The following is a 14,692-nucleotide window of genomic DNA, read 5'->3' as shown; positions in this document are numbered from 1 at the left end:
GCCCCAATCCCGTGCAAGGCTTCCCAGCGATGCCCTCAAGAGGCACCGACTAACGATCAGCAGTTTCAATGTTCGCTCCTTCCTACTGAAGCCAGACATGAGGTCTGTTTACCGGGGACAGTTGAGCGTTGGCGATCTGGTCGCGCTTGGCACTCGGTGGTCTCTGGTCGGAACCTTGAAGGAGCCGGTAGGAATCTGAATGGTCAGCCGGACAACGATTTATTTTCGTTGGTGCGTTGCCCGGTAGCCATAGTGAGGGTTTTTAAATTCTGGTTGACAGATGCAGCATTTGCCTGAGAAACCCTTGAGGAGATCAGCGGCTGGTCTCGCCAGTCCCCACGTTCAGATAAACCTTGTTGCTAAGGGTCATCCCTCCGCAATAAGTGAAGTACATTCCCTTCCCTCTATTCGATGAGGACATCCACCCACCCATTTCCTCAAAGTCGCTCTCGCTGCAAATGCCTTCATTTATTAGCTTCCGGGCGCCTTGAGAGAATTGCGCTCTGTAAAGTCTATAATCATCCGACCCCTTAATAAGCGCATCATCACCAATTGCTCCATTTGCTGGATCTTCAGGGCGATTCACAGCCAAATCTTTTGCTTGAACCCATTCAGCAAACTTACCATCTGTGATGCCATTTGAGCTTACACAGGCTGCATTTCCATCCTTCACATACTCACTAACTCCATTTACACAGGAAGCTGAGTATCGTTTAGTTATCCGCACCCACGCACCTTTTTCCTCGAGAGCCTTGACGCTTTCCCTAAACATCAGACGACCTGCCACCCCGCACTCAATCGCAGGACAGGTGTGCCGATCCGTGCGGTCTGTAGTTACCCATAACTGACTCTCCGCAGCAGCGGACCCAGAGAGGGCGTGAAGCGTAATAAAAAGCACGGCACTGGAAGCGGAACATCCTTTGTTCAATTTTGAGCCCTTCCTAAGGTGATTAGAGGTATTGGGTCGAGTAAATCATACGATTTCATTAGCCTATTCAACTCAGCGGTGCAGGGGCTATCCGGTTAAATCAGGCGTTTCAAAAGAAGCTTACAAACTCTTACCATCAGCATTTTTTATGGCTTGATCGGCCACATCGCAAATAAATTTGGCGATACTTGAGGCTACATTCCCGCTCTCAAACAGAAAATCATTTTCAAATTTGTACTCACCACTAACACTTAAAGTTATCAGTTTCCCCATTTTACTTTTGCAGTCTCCAGCAGAGACGTACCACTTGTTCAAATCTATTTTCGTTGGCTTCGTGCTGACCATCCTCCCTGCTATTACCGCGATAGGCACACCGCTCTTGTTTTTTGAAAATTCAAACGAACCGGTCTTAGCTTCCCACTTTGTACCATCGTCAGACGTGGCAAGGCCTATCCAACTTTTCTCCGCAGATGCTGAATAACCGAGGAGTGGAAATATTGCCCCCATCAAAACAACCAAACACTTCTTATTCACACCCATTTATCTTCACTCATCCTATATGGCGTAACTCACATGAACCAAATGCAAACATTGACAACCACCAATTCACGCGCCCCAACCAAAATTATTGCGCACTTGAAGAGCGTCCCAAGGAAACACCTTAAGCCAAATTAAAGCAGATAGGTGCATCATGCGCTTGAAGCCTCCTTTGATGAATCACTTAACGATATCATTCAGGCATCACTCAGGCGACAGACGAGATTTCTGTCATTCAGAAACAGTGATATCTAAGCGAGCAAAGCCGTCTTCAAGGCCTCACCCATCCGCCCCACCTCCACAGCACTACCCGCCCCATACAGGTCGTTACTGATAGATCCCGAAGCGTGGCCCAAGATTGCCTCGGTGATTTCCACTTGAGTCGCAACGGCCTTCAATGCGCCTGCCAATGAGTGGCGGAGTGAGTGGAATGTCTGTGTCCGGTCAGCATTCAAGTTCAGGACATCTCGGAGAGCGCCATTGAGAACCGCAGAGAATTGCCCTGCACCCAGCTTGAAGAACTGTGCGTCGGCCTTCTCGACAAATCCTAGGAACGCTTGAAGGTCAAACCCATAGGCCCCATCGGTCAGCGGTACGACACGGAGCGCATTCTTGGTCTTGGCTGTCTTGCCATCGTTCCTATTGATGTCGATGACCCAGATGCCATTGCCATCAGTGCCTGGGATCTTCTTAACGTCAGCCTTGGTGAGCTGCCTCAGTTCCTCAATACGAGTCCCAGTGATGACCCCAAGAGACAATGCCCAGCGCTGCCACGAGTTCTCCGGGAGCGTCTTGGTATGGGCCATGAGTGTCTTTACTTGATCCTGAGAGAACGCCTCACGGGAGCTATCGGCACCTTTGGTAGGCTTCAGACCCTTATCGAAGCTCTTATCGATGTAGCCGTTATGCACAGCCCAATCCATGACAGTTGTAAGGCGGGTCAGTATCTTCTTCACGGTGGAAGCTGAGCGATCCTCAAGGAGCTTTTCCTTCAGAGCCACCATGTCAGCCCGCGTGTGGGTCTTCAGGTCAAGCTCGCCCAGAACAGCAGCTATAGAGCCACAAGAAGACTTTATGTCCCTCATGGTGCTTGCTTCGACGTGTTCCTTGCGTTCCTCCATGTAAAGCTCAGAGATGGCCTTGAAGGTCAGCGGCTTGGAAGCTTCGGACGATAATACAGATAGGGACGGACGGAGGGCCACAGACGTGCCACAAGACTCTTCTTTAAGTCCCGTAACGATCTCGACCAGCTTCCCCGGCCTCCCGTTCAGGCGCTCCTGAGATGCCTCAATGATCTCCAATGCCTTGCCCACTGCTCGTTGCTGATTCAGGCTCAAGGACATCTTGGCGCTGGCCTCTCGGAGCGCTTCATGATGCTCATCATGGATCATTTCATAGGCGACCAATGAGCTATCCCCGTGCGCCATCGTCAAGGATGACTCGGCGATGTCTACCAGACGCTCACGGAGTTCATCCCAAGTCGCCTCAGGGTTGTCGAAGTGATACGCCTTGAGGGTCTTGAGGATGTCCTTCGAGATGGTCATAGCGGTGGCCTTGTCGGTAGTTCTGAGCGAAAGCGTGAAGAAGCCTGTATCAGTGCCTTGAGGGCGAAGGCGAAGGTAATAGCGACCAGACCGGCGATAGTGGTATGGCTTGGCGAGGGCAGTTTGTAACAGGTTTGTCCCACTTTGGGAGCGGTGGTTGACGGTCATCGGCTGAAACCCCTGTATCCATTGGGTTTAGCCTCAAAGGGTCGAGTTCTACAGCAACTATAAAGTCAGCCGTGATCTGATCGAGTTGCGCAACCTGGCGCAGGTAGCGGAACTGATGATCCGCTCGGCCATGGAGCGCAAGGAGAGCCGAGGCCTGCATTACACCCTCGACTACCCGGACCTGCTGCCCGAAGCGCTCGACACTATTCTGGTGCCGCCCACCTACGTCGGCTGAACTTGAGGCGTACCCGCAGGCGTCGGTGCAGATCCGCCGCCTGCGAGTCTCGGGGCATACAGAACGACCTGACCCGCCGTTCACCGCACAATCGAAAGCGCAGCACCACGATCAGTGGCAGCGCCAGGCTGTCCGGGCGCAATTGCACCGCTTGCCAACCATCGGCCTTGTTCCACAGCTGCCAGCCATCGGCGTCCCGACGCAATCCGCAAAATGCCTCGGGATGACTCAGCAGGATCTGCCGCGGCAACACCCAGGCAGCATGGGCGAGACACGCGAATGCCCCGAGCAACCCGGCCCAGAATGGAATCGATAACAGAAACAAAGAACCCAGCGCGAATGCCTGGGCCAGAAGATATGCCGCCAGCAACTGCCGTGAGGCATGCCAGCGGCATTCAAACGTGTTACTTGGGCTGGACACGATCCAGAATCATGCGAACCATGCGTTGCAGCTCGGGATCTTCCGATTCGCTGCGCTCCATGAACCAGCCGAACATGTCCTGATCCTCGCACTCGAGCAGGCGGACATACAACGCGCGATCCACCTCGTTCAGATTGGCGTAGACCTCTTTCACGAACGGCACCAGCAACACGTCGAGTTCCAGCATGCCGCGACGGCTGTGCCAAAAGAGGCGATTCAGTTCAACTTGTTCGACCATGGAGCCCTCCTCAAATAGGCCGCAAGTATACAGGCCCGAAGCGGGTCGAACAGTCGGCTTTGGTCGGGCACCACCGATCCTTTATCAACTACCCATTTCAACACCACCCCCTTATGATGTGCCCCAGTCTATTTACCCTGCGATGACCCATGGCCGATTCTGCTTTTTTCTGCACCCTCTCTCATGAAGGCGTTCTCGCGGTTCGCGGCGCGGATGCCGGCAAATTCCTGCAAGGCCAGCTGACCTGCAACATCAATTACCTGAGTGAAACCCAGGCCAGCCTTGGTGCCCGTTGCACGCAGAAAGGCCGGATGCAGTCGAGTTTCCGCATCGTGCTTGATGGCGACGGCGTGCTGCTGGCGATGGCCGGCGAGCTGCTGGAGCCGCAACTGGCGGATCTGAAGAAGTACGCAGTGTTCTCCAAATCGAAACTGACCGACGAAAGCGCCTCCTGGGTGCGCTTCGGTCTGGATCATGGCGATGCTGCCCTGAGCAGCCTGAGTCTGGAACTTCCGGCAGACACCGACAGCGTGGTTCGCCACGAAGGGCTGATCGCGATTCGCGTCTCCCCTAACCGTGCCGAACTTTGGGTGCCCGCCGATCAGGCCGACACAGTCAAAGGCAAGCTGTCCGCGCAATTGACCGAAGGCGAACTCAATCAATGGCTGCTGGGACAGATCCGCGCCGGTATCGGCCAGGTCATGCCGAGCACCCGCGAGCTGTTCATCCCGCAGATGCTCAACCTGCAAGCTGTCGGCGGTGTGAGCTTCAAGAAAGGCTGCTACACCGGCCAGGAAATCGTCGCGCGCATGCAGTACCTGGGCAAACTCAAGCGTCGCCTGTACCGCGTGCAACTGGACGCCAGTGAATTGCCGGAGCCGGGAACCCCGCTGTTCGCCCCGAGCCACGGCAGCTCCATCGGCGAAGTGGTGCTGGCCGCCCGTACCGAAAAGAATATTGAACTGCTGGCGGTGTTGCAGGCCGAAGCTGCCGACGCAGGCGATTTGCATCTGGGCACGGCCGAAGGTCCGGCGCTGCACTTGCTCGACCTGCCTTACGAACTGGATCGCGACCGCGAAATCCAGCGTTGATCGCAGCATTTGTTGCAACACCCTAGAGAAACGACATGAGTGAGCTGGCGGATAAGGTCCAACAGGATTTGGTTGAGGCCATCGATAACGATGACCTGGTTCTGCCAACGTTACCGGAAGTGGCCCTGCAGATTCGCAAGGCCGCTGAAGACCCGGATATCAGCGTCAGCGACCTGAGCAAAGTGATCGGCCGCGACACGGCGCTGTCGGCGCGCCTGATCAAAGTGGTCAACAGCCCGCTGCTGCGCGCCACTCAGGAAGTCACCGACCTGCACACCGCCATCACCCGGCTCGGCGTCAATTACAGCAGCAACCTGGCGATCGGTCTGGTGATGGAGCAGATCTTCCACGCCCGCTCCGACGTGGTCGAACAGAAGATGCGCGAAGTCTGGCGCAAGAGCCTGGAGATCGCCGGCGTCAGCTACGCGCTGTGCCGCCGCTACACCCAGCTCAAACCCGATCAGGCTGCGCTCGGTGGGCTGGTTCATCAGATCGGCGTGCTGCCGATCCTGACCTACGCCGAAGACCACTACGAATTGCTGTCCGACCCGGTCAGCCTCAACCATGTGATCGACCACATTCACCCGCTGCTCGGCGACAAGCTGCTACGGGTCTGGGAGTTTCCGGAGCGATTGGTGGAGTTGCCGGGGCTGTATCAGGACCTCAAGCGCGAATCGCAGCAGATCGATTACGTCGACATCGTGCAAGTGGCCAGCCTGTATTGCCACAAGGACACCGATCACCCGATGGCCCGCATCGATCCGTTCAGCGTGCCGGCATTCCGCAAGCTCGGCATCGATCCGGAAAACAAGGCGCTGTGCGCCGATCTGGAAGAATCGCGGTCGATGTTCTACTGATCAACCGGCGACAAAACTCACCCGCACCTTCAAACCCGCCTGCTCGCCATCGTGCAGACTGATCTGCGCCAGATGCGCGCGGCAGATTTCCCCGACAATCGCCAACCCCAGCCCGGAACCGGCCACTTGCTGGTTGCGCCGGTAAAAACGTTCGAACACCCGATCCCGCTCTTCCAGCGGAATGCCCGGCCCATCGTCTTCAACCTCCAGCACCGCCGGCGCCGTGACCCGCAGAATCACGTTGCCGCCCGGCGGCGTGTGCGCCAGCGCGTTGTCCACCAGATTGCTCAGCAACTCGTTGAGCAACGTCGGCTCGCCGCGCAGCCACACCGGTTCGTCCGCTTCCAGCGCCAGCGCGACTCCACGCGCGTGGGCCAGCGGCGCCATGGCCATCCCCAGCTCCCGGGCCAACTGACTCAGATCGAGCAACTGCGCACCGCCCTCGGCGATCGCCCGGGCGCCGTTTTCCACCCGGGCAAGCGACAGCAACTGGTTGGCCAGATGGGTCAGGCGATCCGTGCTTCGCGCCGAGGATTCCAAGGTGTCGCGCCAGGTCTGCGGTTCGTTCGAGCGCAAGCCCAGTTCAAGTCGCGCCTTGAGCGCCGCCAGTGGCGTACGCAGTTCATGGGCCGCATCGGCGATGAATTGCGCCTGCCGCTCGAATTGCCCGCGCAGGCGTTCGGTAAAGTGATTGAGCGCCCGCACCAGCGGCCACAACTCGTGTTGCACTTCCACCAGCGGCAACGGCCGCAGGTCATCGGGCTGACGCTCTTCCACTGCCGTGCGTAAACGCTCGATCGGCCGCAGCGCAGCACTCACCGCAAACCACACCAGCAACAACGCGCCAATTGCCAGCATGCCCAGTCGCAGCAAGGTATCGGCCGCCAGACTGCGGGCCATGCTGACGCGCGCCTCGTCGGTTTCGGCAACACGGATTTCCGCCATGCCGTTCATGTTCGGCTCGCTGACCGCTTTTAGCAGACTCACCACACGCACGTTCTGCCCCTGATATTTCGCATCGTAAAAGCGCGCCAGGGCGGGATAGCTGTCGGTTCTCGGGGTGCCCGGTGGTGGGCCGGGCAGATTTTCATAGCCGGAAATCAACTTCTGGTTGATGTCGTTGACCTGGTAATAGATGCGACCCGCACTGTCGTAGGCAAAGGTATCGAGCGCCACATACGGCACGTCGGCACTGAGACTGCCATCACGCTGCGACAGACCGGCAGCAATGGTCCGCGCCGAGGCCAGCAGCGTGCGGTCGTAGGCGGTGTCGGCAGCTTCGCGACCGTTCCAGTACGCGCTCAATCCGCTGGCGAGCATCAACACCACCAGCAGCAGCGCGAGGTTCCACAGCAACCGCCAGCGCAGGCTGCTGGGCTTATGCATCGCGGCTTTCCAGCAGATAGCCCAGGCCTCGGAAGGTCACGATGGCCACTGAATGGCCGTCGAGTTTCTTGCGCAGGCGATGCACGTAGATTTCGATGGCGTCGGGGCTGGCCTCTTCGTCTAGGCCGAACACCTGCGCAGCCAGTTGCTCCTTGCTCATCACCCGACCCGGACGGGCAATCAGCGCTTCGAGCACTGCCTGTTCGCGAGAGGTCAGCGTCAGCAATTCATCGCCGAGTGTGAAGCGTCGGGTGTCGAGGTCATAGGCCAGCACACCGCAACGCTGCTGGCGTTCGCCGCCGAGCACGCTACGGCGCAACAGGGCTTTGACCCGCGCTTCGAGTTCGGTGAGTTCGAACGGTTTGGCCAGATAATCGTCGGCCCCAAGATTGAGCCCATGGACCCGATCCTTGACGTCGCTGCGAGCGGTCAGCATCAGCACCGGAAGGTTCTTGCCCCGGGCCCGCAGGCGCGCCAGCACTTCGAAACCGTCCATGCGCGGCAGGCCGACATCGAGGATCGCCACCGCGTATTCCTCGCTGCCCAGGGCCAGATCGGCAGCCACGCCATCGTGCAAGACGTCCACGGTCAGACCGGTGCTCTTGAGCGCCTGGGCGACGCTTTCGGCCAGCGGCAAATGGTCTTCGACGAGCAGGACACGCATGGATCTCTACCTCATTCAGGGATGGCCGACGCCATTCTTTGCGGCGGAGTTTACAGCCGCAACCGCCACTGTGAAGCCCGAAAACACGCGAAAGAATACTGAAAGGTTAGCGAAAGGTTGGGCCGTTAGAGTCGCTTCACCGAGGGTCCCGACTGCCGACCTTCGCCGTTTTGTCTGTCCTTACACCGTAGCTTCAAAACGTAGCTCTCGAAAAACGCCTCGATGCGTTTTCGCCAATAAGAACAATAACGAGGTACTGCACCATGCTGTCCACACAGCTTCAGGTTGACCCGTTTCATTCTTCCTCTCGAATTTCCCCGTTTTCGCTTGTCAGCGCGATCGTCGGCTGCACGGCGTTCAACCCGTCCGGGTCTGAGCCTGTTAGCCTGCGCGCGCGAAACTGCCGCACCTGAAACATCCCCAAAAACAACAACTCCCGTGGAGACACTCATGAACCGATCCCTGCGCCGTTTCGCCCTCGCCGCCGGTTGCGTGCTGTTCGCCGGCCAACTGATGGCCGAACCGAAACGTCCGGAATGCATCGCCCCCGCCTCCCCCGGCGGCGGTTTCGACCTGACCTGCAAACTGGCGCAAAGCGCGCTGGTCAACGAAAAACTGCTGACCAAACCGATGCGCGTGACCTATATGCCTGGCGGCGTCGGCGCGGTGGCGTACAACGCCGTTGTGGCGCAGCGTCCCGCCGATGCGGGCACTCTGGTGGCGTGGTCCAGCGGTTCGTTGCTGAACCTGGCCCAGGGCAAGTTCGGTCGGTTCGATGAAACCAACGTGCGCTGGCTGGCAGCGGTCGGCACCAGCTATGGCGCCATCGCCGTGAAAAGCGATTCGCCCTACAAAACGCTCGACGATCTCGTGCAGGCGCTGAAGAAAGATCCGAGCGCTGTGGTGATCGGTTCCGGCGGCACCGTCGGCAGCCAGGACTGGATGCAGACCGCACTGATCGCCAAAGCCGCCGGGATCAACCCGCGCGACCTGCGCTACGTCGCCCTCGAAGGTGGCGGCGAGATCGCCACCGCGCTGCTCGGCGGCCACATCCAGGTCGGCAGTACCGACATCTCCGACTCCATGCCGCACATTCTCAGCGGTGACATGCGCCTGCTGGCCGTGTTTGCCGAGAAACGCCTGGACGAGCCGGAAATGAAGGACATCCCGACAGCTCGCGAACAGGGCTACGACATCGTCTGGCCGGTGGTGCGCGGTTTCTACCTCGGGCCAAAAGTCAGCGACGAAGACTACGCCTGGTGGAAAGACTCCTTCGACAAACTGCTGGCCTCGGAAGACTTCGCCAAGCTGCGGGATCAGCGTGAACTCTTCCCGTTCGCCATGACCGGTCCCGAGCTGGACACCTACGTCAAGAAACAAGTGGCGGACTACAAGGTGCTGGCCAAAGAGTTCGGCCTGATTCAGTGATCGTCTCTGTCTAGTGCTCACGGCCCTGCCTCGCAGGGTCGTGGCCCAGGAGCTCCCCATGCTTATTCAACGCATTTTTGCCTCGGTGCTGTTGCTGGTCTGCGCCAGCCTGGCACTGATGGCCTGGCCGTATCAGGCGGCTTTTTCCTACGAACCGGTCGGCCCTCGGGCATTCCCCCTGCTGATGCTGGGCCTGATGGGCCTGGCGCTGCTGTACATGGTGTTTCGTCCGGCGCCCATCAAACACAGTGAGGACGAGCCGCCGCTGGATCGCGAAACCCTGACCAAGATCTCGATCTGCGTCGCCCTGCTGCTGGTGTTCGCCGGCTTGTTCGAACCGCTGGGCTTCATCCTCAGCAGCATTCTGATCGGCATCCCGATGGCGCGCCTGTACGGCGGGCGCTGGGTGCCCAGCGTCATTGTCACGACGCTGATGGCGATCGGTTTGTACGTGCTATTCGACCGCGTGATGGACGTACCGCTGCCCCTCGGCCTGCTCGACGTTCTGGAGAACTGATATGGATACTCTCGGTTATTTGGGTCAGGGCTTTGGCGTCGCGCTGAGTCCGTACAACCTGGTCACGGCCCTGACCGGCACGCTGATCGGCACCGTGGTCGGGTTGTTGCCGGGTCTGGGCCCGATCAATGGCGTGGCATTGCTGATCCCGATTGCATTCGCCCTCGGGCTGCCGCCGGAATCGGCACTGATCCTGCTGGCGGCGGTTTATCTGGGTTGCGAATACGGCGGCCGGATCAGCTCGATCCTGCTGAACATTCCGGGCGAAGCCTCAACCGTGATGACCACCCTCGACGGCTACCCGATGGCCCGCAAAGGCCTGGCCGGTGTGGCGCTGTCGTTGTCGGCATGGAGCTCGTTCATCGGCGCCTTCATCGCCACCTGCGGCATGGTGCTGTTCGCGCCGCTGCTGGCGAAATGGGCGATAGCCTTCGGGCCGGCGGAATACTTCGTATTGATGGTGTTCGCGATTGTCTGCCTGGGCGGCATGGCCGGTGACCGACCGTTGAAAACCTTCATCGCGGCGTTGATCGGTCTGTTCCTTTCCAGCGTCGGCATCGACGCCAACAGCGGTGTTTACCGCTTCACCGGCGACAACATTCACCTGACTGACGGCATTCAGTTCGTGGTGCTGGTGCTGGGCCTGTTCTCGATCAGCGAAATCCTTCTGCTGCTGGAGAAAACCCATCGCGGCCAGGAAGCGGTGAAGGCTACCGGGCGGATGATGTTCAACTTCAAGGAAGCGGCGTCGGTGTTCGTGGTGAACATCCGTTGCGGCCTGCTCGGCTTCATCATGGGCGTGTTGCCGGGTGCCGGTGCGACCCTCGCCAGCGCCGTGGCCTACATGACCGAGAAACGCATCGCTGGTGCCAGCGGCAAGTTTGGTCAGGGCGACGCCCGCGGCCTCGCTGCACCGGAAACCGCCATCGGCGCCTCCGCTTGCGGCGCGCTGGTGCCGATGCTGACCCTCGGCGTTCCGGGTTCGGGCACCACAGCAGTGATGATCGGCGCCCTGTCGCTGTACAACATCACCCCCGGCCCGCTGCTGTTCCAGCAACAGCCGGATATCGTCTGGGGCCTGATCGCCTCGCTGTTCATCGCCAACATCATGCTGGTGATCCTGAACATCCCGATGATCCGCATCTTCACCCGCATCCTCGCCGTGCCGAACTGGGCACTGGTGCCGGTGATCGCGATCATTACCGGGATCGGCGTCTACGCCGTGCACGCGACCACGTTCGATCTGTTCCTGATGGTCGGCATCGGCATCTTCGGCTACATCCTGCGCAAACTGGATTTCCCGCTGTCGCCAGTCCTGCTGGGCTTCATCCTCGGCGGCCTGATGGAGCAGAACCTGCGCCGGGCGCTGTCGATTTCCAACGGTGCGCTGGACATCCTCTGGTCGAGCCCGATCACCTTCGGTGTCTGGGTGCTGACCGCGCTGATGCTGGCGTTCCCGCTGCTGCGCATCTGGCGCCGTCGCTCCGCTGCCCGGAACGCGATTGCCGATGTTTGATCGCTCCTCGTTGAAACAGTGGTGGGGAACCCCGCTGGTCGGTCTGCTTGGCGGTTACATCGCCAGCCAGATCGGCTGGCCGCTGCCGTGGATGGTCGGCTCGTTGCTGGCGATCATCCTGGTGCGCTGCCTGACCCCATGGCAATTGGCTGAAATCCCTGGCGGCCGCAAGTGCGGCCAATGGATCGTCGGTATCGGCATCGGCCTGCACTTCACCCCACTGGTGATGGAGCAGGTGCTCAGCCACTTCGGCCTGATCTTCTTCGGCGCGCTGGTCACCAGCCTGTCGGCGGTGGTCGGCGTGTGGCTGATGCGCCGCACCGGCGAAGATCGCGCCACGGCGTTTTTCTCCAGCATGCCTGGCGGCTCCGGCGAGATGGTCAACCTCGGCGCCCGCAACGGCGCGATGCTCAGCCATGTCGCGGCCGGGCAGAGTCTGCGGGTGTTGGTGGTGGTGTTGTGTGTTCCGGCGGCGTTCAAATATCTGCTGGGTGACGGCACTCCGATTTCACACGCTGGCAGCGTCGACTGGCGCTGGCTGGCGATTCTTTTTCCGGCGGGTGGCCTGCTCGCCTGGCTCTGGCAACGTCTGCGTCAACCCAACCCTTGGCTGTTCGGCCCGCTGCTGGTCAGCGCGGCAGTGAGCATCGGCTGGGATCTGCACATCAGTTTGCCCAACGGTGGCAGTCAGATCGGCCAGTGGCTGATCGGCAGCGGGCTGGGTTGTCACTTCAACCGGCAGTTCTTCCGCCGCGCACCGTCGTTCATGGGCCGCACGCTGATCGGCACGGCGCTGACCATGTTGATCGCGACACTGGCGGCGTTGGGGCTGAGTGCACTGACCCACCTGGATCTGCGTTCGCTGACCTTGGGCATGATGCCCGGCGGGATCGCCGAGATGAGCCTGACCGCAGAAACCCTGCAACTGTCGGTGCCGCTGGTGACGGCGATGCAGGTGATGCGGCTGTTGTTCGTGCTGTTTCTGGCGGAACCGTTGTTCAAATACTGGAACCGTAATTCCGAAGCCTGATCCGGTTACTGATCGTTCCCACGCTCTGCGTGGGAATGCAGCCTGGGACGCTCCGCGTCCCAAAGCGGACGCAGAGCGTCCATTGAGGCGTTCCCACGCAAAGCATGGGAACGAGATTAGCTGCCAGCCCTGAGTTTCAGACCACCGACGGCAGGCGCCACTCGATCGGCGCTTCGCCGTTCTGCTCGAGGAATTTGTTGGTGCGACTGAAGTGCCCGCAACCGAGAAAGCCGCGATAGGCCGACAGCGGTGACGGATGCACCGACGTCAGCACCAGATGTTTGGTGGCGTCGATCAGCTTCTGCTTGCTCTGCGCATGAGCGCCCCAGAGCATGAACACCAGATGCGGTTGCTGCTGGCTGACCACTTCGATGATTCGATCCGTGAAGAACTGCCATCCCTTGTCCTTGTGTGCATTGGCGTTGGCGCGTTCGACGGTCATGGTGGTGTTGAGCATCAGCACGCCCTGATCCGCCCAGCTCTGCAGATAGCCGTGGTTGGGGATGTCGATGTTCAGGTCGCGCTTCAGCTCTTTATAGATGTTGACCAGCGACGGCGGCGCCGGCACGCCCGGTTGCACCGAGAAGCACAAGCCGTGGGCCTGGCCCGGGCCGTGGTACGGGTCCTGGCCGAGGATGACCACTTTCACCTTGTCCAGCGGCGTCGAATTCAACGCGTTGAAGATCATCGGGCCCGGCGGATAGATTTCCTTGCCGGCTGCCCGCTCCTGCTGCAGAAAAGTGCGCAACTCTGCCATGTAAGGCTGGTCGAATTCGGCACGCAGTGCCTCCTTCCAGCTCGGTTCGAGTTTGATACGGTCGTCAGCAGTCATGGTCATACCCGGCAAAAACAATGGGGCGAACCCTAGGAAAGCCGACCACGCTTGTCAATTGATCTGACGCAGATCCGGCACTTTCCCACACAGCGATCATACTGATCGTTCAAATTCCCGATCGAGGTCACGATGAATCTGCACTTCGAAGAACTCACCGGCACCGACGGCGCGCGCATCGGCGTGGCCACGCTGGATGCCGAAAAGTCGCTCAATGCGCTGTCCCTGCCGATGATCCACGCCCTGAGCGACAAACTGAACGCCTGGGCCAAGGATCCGCAAATCGTCTGCGTGCTGCTGCGCGGTAACGGCGCCAAGGCCTTCTGCGCTGGCGGCGAAGTGCGCAGCCTGGTGGAAGCCTGTCGCGCCCATCCCGGCGAAGTGCCGCCGCTGGCCGCACAGTTTTTCAACGCTGAATACCGTCTGGACTACAGCTTGCACACCTACCCGAAACCGTTGATCTGCTGGGGCCATGGCTATGTGCTCGGCGGCGGCATGGGCCTTCTGCAAGGCGCGAGCATCCGGATCGTCACGCCGAGCAGTCGACTGGCGATGCCGGAAATCAGCATCGGCCTGTACCCGGACGTCGGTGCCAGTTGGTTTCTGTCGCGGCTGCCGGGCAAGCTCGGTTTGTTCCTTGGTTTGACCGGCGCGCACATGAATGGTCGTGATGCGATCGATCTGGACCTGGCCGATCGCTTCCTGCTCGACGAACAGCAGCAGGAACTGATCGACGGCTTGTTGCAGTTGAACTGGCAGGAACAGACCGCCATGCAGCTCAACAGCCTGCTCAAGGCGTTGCAGCAGGAAGCCGTGGCGCAGATGCCCGAGGCGCAATGGCTGCCGCGTCGGCAGCAGATCGATGAATGGCTGGATGTCAGCGACGTAACCTGCGCCTGGAAAGCCATCAGCCTGCATCGGGACAGCAGCGACCTGTTGATTGCCCGTGCGGCGAAAACCATGAGTGAAGGCTCGCCACTGACCGCGCATCTGGTCTGGGAACAGATCATTCGTGCCCGCCACTTGTCGCTGGCCGAAGTCTTTCAGATGGAATACACCCTGAGCCTCAATTGCTGCCGACATCCGGAGTTCAGCGAAGGGGTCCGGGCGCGACTGATCGACAAGGATCACAAACCGCACTGGCACTGGCCGGACATCGCCCGGGTGCCGGACGCGGTGGTCGAGGCGCACTTTCACAAGGTCTGGGAGGGGCGGCATCCGTTGGCGGATCTGTCGCAATACTAAAACTGATCATTGCCCGCGATGGCACTCTCTTGAGCTCTGTCGCGGGAAGTTTGAG

15 protein-coding genes and 1 pseudogene are annotated in these 14,692 nt (G+C 59.7%); 8 read left to right on the top strand and 8 right to left on the bottom strand.

Annotation, left to right across the window (positions count from 1 at the left end; translation table 11 throughout):
* Nucleotides 1-313: 313 nt before the first annotated feature.
* The 3 genes from CAF90_RS07885 to CAF90_RS07875 form a co-directional block, all read right to left on the bottom strand.
* A complete protein-coding gene (locus CAF90_RS07885; protein WP_139834473.1) occupies nucleotides 314-787 on the bottom strand; it encodes a hypothetical protein in 474 nt (157 codons plus the stop codon).
* A 261-nt stretch (nucleotides 788-1,048) separates the two neighbouring features.
* The gene (locus CAF90_RS07880) at nucleotides 1,049-1,468 is read right to left on the bottom strand and encodes a hypothetical protein (RefSeq protein WP_085605541.1); all 420 of its coding nucleotides are present in this window, start codon (nucleotides 1,466-1,468) and stop codon (nucleotides 1,049-1,051) included.
* A gap of 248 nt (nucleotides 1,469-1,716) precedes the next feature.
* On the bottom strand, nucleotides 1,717-3,177 hold the full coding sequence (locus CAF90_RS07875) for a tyrosine-type recombinase/integrase (RefSeq protein ID WP_085605539.1): 1,461 nt from the start codon (nucleotides 3,175-3,177) through the stop codon (nucleotides 1,717-1,719).
* A 43-nt stretch (nucleotides 3,178-3,220) separates the two neighbouring features.
* Between CAF90_RS07875 and CAF90_RS07870 the strand changes: the two are divergent.
* A pseudogene (locus CAF90_RS07870) lies at nucleotides 3,221-3,412 on the top strand (L-aspartate oxidase); the annotation flags it as partial.
* Here CAF90_RS07870 and CAF90_RS07865 read toward each other — a convergent pair.
* Both CAF90_RS07865 and CAF90_RS07860 read right to left on the bottom strand, forming a co-directional pair.
* Nucleotides 3,381-3,833 (bottom strand): protein YgfX, encoded by a 453-nt coding sequence (locus CAF90_RS07865; RefSeq protein WP_085605537.1) that lies wholly within the window; start codon nucleotides 3,831-3,833, stop codon nucleotides 3,381-3,383. The pseudogene CAF90_RS07870 and the gene CAF90_RS07865 overlap by 32 nt on opposite strands.
* Nucleotides 3,817-4,071, bottom strand: a complete 255-nt coding sequence (locus CAF90_RS07860; protein WP_007957989.1) for a succinate dehydrogenase assembly factor 2 — start codon at nucleotides 4,069-4,071, stop codon at nucleotides 3,817-3,819. Before CAF90_RS07860 ends, CAF90_RS07865 begins: the two co-directional genes overlap by 17 nt.
* Before the next feature lie 149 nt (nucleotides 4,072-4,220).
* On the opposite strand from CAF90_RS07860, the gene CAF90_RS07855 reads away from it, so the two are divergent.
* A complete protein-coding gene (locus CAF90_RS07855) occupies nucleotides 4,221-5,162 on the top strand; it encodes a folate-binding protein YgfZ (RefSeq protein WP_085605535.1) in 942 nt (313 codons plus the stop codon).
* A 35-nt stretch (nucleotides 5,163-5,197) separates the two neighbouring features.
* A complete protein-coding gene (locus CAF90_RS07850) occupies nucleotides 5,198-6,019 on the top strand; it encodes an HDOD domain-containing protein (RefSeq protein ID WP_085605533.1) in 822 nt (273 codons plus the stop codon).
* Here CAF90_RS07850 and CAF90_RS07845 read toward each other — a convergent pair whose 3' ends face one another.
* Nucleotides 6,020-7,405, bottom strand: coding sequence for a sensor histidine kinase (locus CAF90_RS07845; RefSeq protein WP_085605530.1), 1,386 nt, complete (start codon nucleotides 7,403-7,405; stop codon nucleotides 6,020-6,022). It abuts the gene before it with no gap.
* Nucleotides 7,398-8,069 carry a response regulator gene (locus tag CAF90_RS07840; RefSeq protein WP_007957980.1) on the bottom strand — a complete coding sequence of 224 codons (672 nt, stop codon included), beginning with the start codon at nucleotides 8,067-8,069 and terminating at the stop codon, nucleotides 7,398-7,400. Before CAF90_RS07840 ends, CAF90_RS07845 begins: the two co-directional genes overlap by 8 nt.
* A 450-nt stretch (nucleotides 8,070-8,519) precedes the next feature.
* Here CAF90_RS07840 and CAF90_RS07835 point away from each other — a divergent pair, with 450 nt between their 5' ends.
* The 4 genes from CAF90_RS07835 to CAF90_RS07820 are packed head-to-tail and all read left to right on the top strand — an operon-like array spanning nucleotide 8,520 to nucleotide 12,560.
* Nucleotides 8,520-9,497, top strand: a complete 978-nt coding sequence (locus CAF90_RS07835; RefSeq protein ID WP_085605528.1) for a tripartite tricarboxylate transporter substrate binding protein — start codon at nucleotides 8,520-8,522, stop codon at nucleotides 9,495-9,497.
* A 58-nt stretch (nucleotides 9,498-9,555) separates the two neighbouring features.
* A complete protein-coding gene (locus CAF90_RS07830; protein ID WP_007957976.1) occupies nucleotides 9,556-10,014 on the top strand; it encodes a tripartite tricarboxylate transporter TctB family protein in 459 nt (152 codons plus the stop codon).
* Between the two features lies 1 nt (nucleotide 10,015).
* On the top strand, nucleotides 10,016-11,530 hold the full coding sequence (locus CAF90_RS07825; RefSeq protein WP_007957974.1) for a tripartite tricarboxylate transporter permease: 1,515 nt from the start codon (nucleotides 10,016-10,018) through the stop codon (nucleotides 11,528-11,530).
* Nucleotides 11,523-12,560 (top strand): AbrB family transcriptional regulator, encoded by a 1,038-nt coding sequence (locus CAF90_RS07820; RefSeq protein ID WP_085605526.1) that lies wholly within the window; start codon nucleotides 11,523-11,525, stop codon nucleotides 12,558-12,560. Before CAF90_RS07825 ends, CAF90_RS07820 begins: the two co-directional genes overlap by 8 nt.
* A gap of 136 nt (nucleotides 12,561-12,696) precedes the next feature.
* On the opposite strand, the gene ung is transcribed toward CAF90_RS07820, so the two are convergent.
* Nucleotides 12,697-13,392 (bottom strand): uracil-DNA glycosylase, encoded by a 696-nt coding sequence (gene ung, locus CAF90_RS07815; protein WP_085605867.1) that lies wholly within the window; start codon nucleotides 13,390-13,392, stop codon nucleotides 12,697-12,699.
* 132 nt (nucleotides 13,393-13,524) lie between these two features.
* On the opposite strand from ung, the gene CAF90_RS07810 reads away from it, so the two are divergent.
* Entirely contained in the window at nucleotides 13,525-14,637 is a 1,113-nt protein-coding gene (locus tag CAF90_RS07810; RefSeq protein ID WP_085605524.1) for an enoyl-CoA hydratase/isomerase family protein, read from the top strand.
* The last annotated feature ends 55 nt before the right edge of the window (nucleotides 14,638-14,692 follow it).

Source organism: Pseudomonas sp. B37(2017) (assembly GCF_002112885.1).
Classification (GTDB): domain Bacteria; phylum Pseudomonadota; class Gammaproteobacteria; order Pseudomonadales; family Pseudomonadaceae; genus Aquipseudomonas; species Aquipseudomonas paraglycinae.
This window is presented reverse-complemented; position numbering and strand designations above follow the sequence as displayed.

What these genes read in the sequence shown, in the direction of transcription:
- CAF90_RS07880 (WP_085605541.1), bottom strand. Translation starts at nt 1,468, where the DNA reads ATGGGTGTGAATAAGAAGTGTTTGGTTGTTTTGATGGGGGCAATATTT.
- CAF90_RS07845 (WP_085605530.1), bottom strand. Translation starts at nt 7,405, where the DNA reads ATGCATAAGCCCAGCAGCCTGCGCTGGCGGTTGCTGTGGAACCTCGCG.
- CAF90_RS07875 (WP_085605539.1), bottom strand. Translation starts at nt 3,177, where the DNA reads ATGACCGTCAACCACCGCTCCCAAAGTGGGACAAACCTGTTACAAACT.
- CAF90_RS07835 (WP_085605528.1), top strand. Translation starts at nt 8,520, where the DNA reads ATGAACCGATCCCTGCGCCGTTTCGCCCTCGCCGCCGGTTGCGTGCTG.
- CAF90_RS07830 (WP_007957976.1), top strand. Translation starts at nt 9,556, where the DNA reads ATGCTTATTCAACGCATTTTTGCCTCGGTGCTGTTGCTGGTCTGCGCC.
- ung (WP_085605867.1), bottom strand. Translation starts at nt 13,392, where the DNA reads ATGACTGCTGACGACCGTATCAAACTCGAACCGAGCTGGAAGGAGGCA.
- CAF90_RS07860 (WP_007957989.1), bottom strand. Translation starts at nt 4,071, where the DNA reads ATGGTCGAACAAGTTGAACTGAATCGCCTCTTTTGGCACAGCCGTCGC.
- CAF90_RS07850 (WP_085605533.1), top strand. Translation starts at nt 5,198, where the DNA reads ATGAGTGAGCTGGCGGATAAGGTCCAACAGGATTTGGTTGAGGCCATC.
- CAF90_RS07810 (WP_085605524.1), top strand. Translation starts at nt 13,525, where the DNA reads ATGAATCTGCACTTCGAAGAACTCACCGGCACCGACGGCGCGCGCATC.
- CAF90_RS07820 (WP_085605526.1), top strand. Translation starts at nt 11,523, where the DNA reads ATGTTTGATCGCTCCTCGTTGAAACAGTGGTGGGGAACCCCGCTGGTC.
- CAF90_RS07840 (WP_007957980.1), bottom strand. Translation starts at nt 8,069, where the DNA reads ATGCGTGTCCTGCTCGTCGAAGACCATTTGCCGCTGGCCGAAAGCGTC.
- CAF90_RS07825 (WP_007957974.1), top strand. Translation starts at nt 10,016, where the DNA reads ATGGATACTCTCGGTTATTTGGGTCAGGGCTTTGGCGTCGCGCTGAGT.
- CAF90_RS07855 (WP_085605535.1), top strand. Translation starts at nt 4,221, where the DNA reads ATGGCCGATTCTGCTTTTTTCTGCACCCTCTCTCATGAAGGCGTTCTC.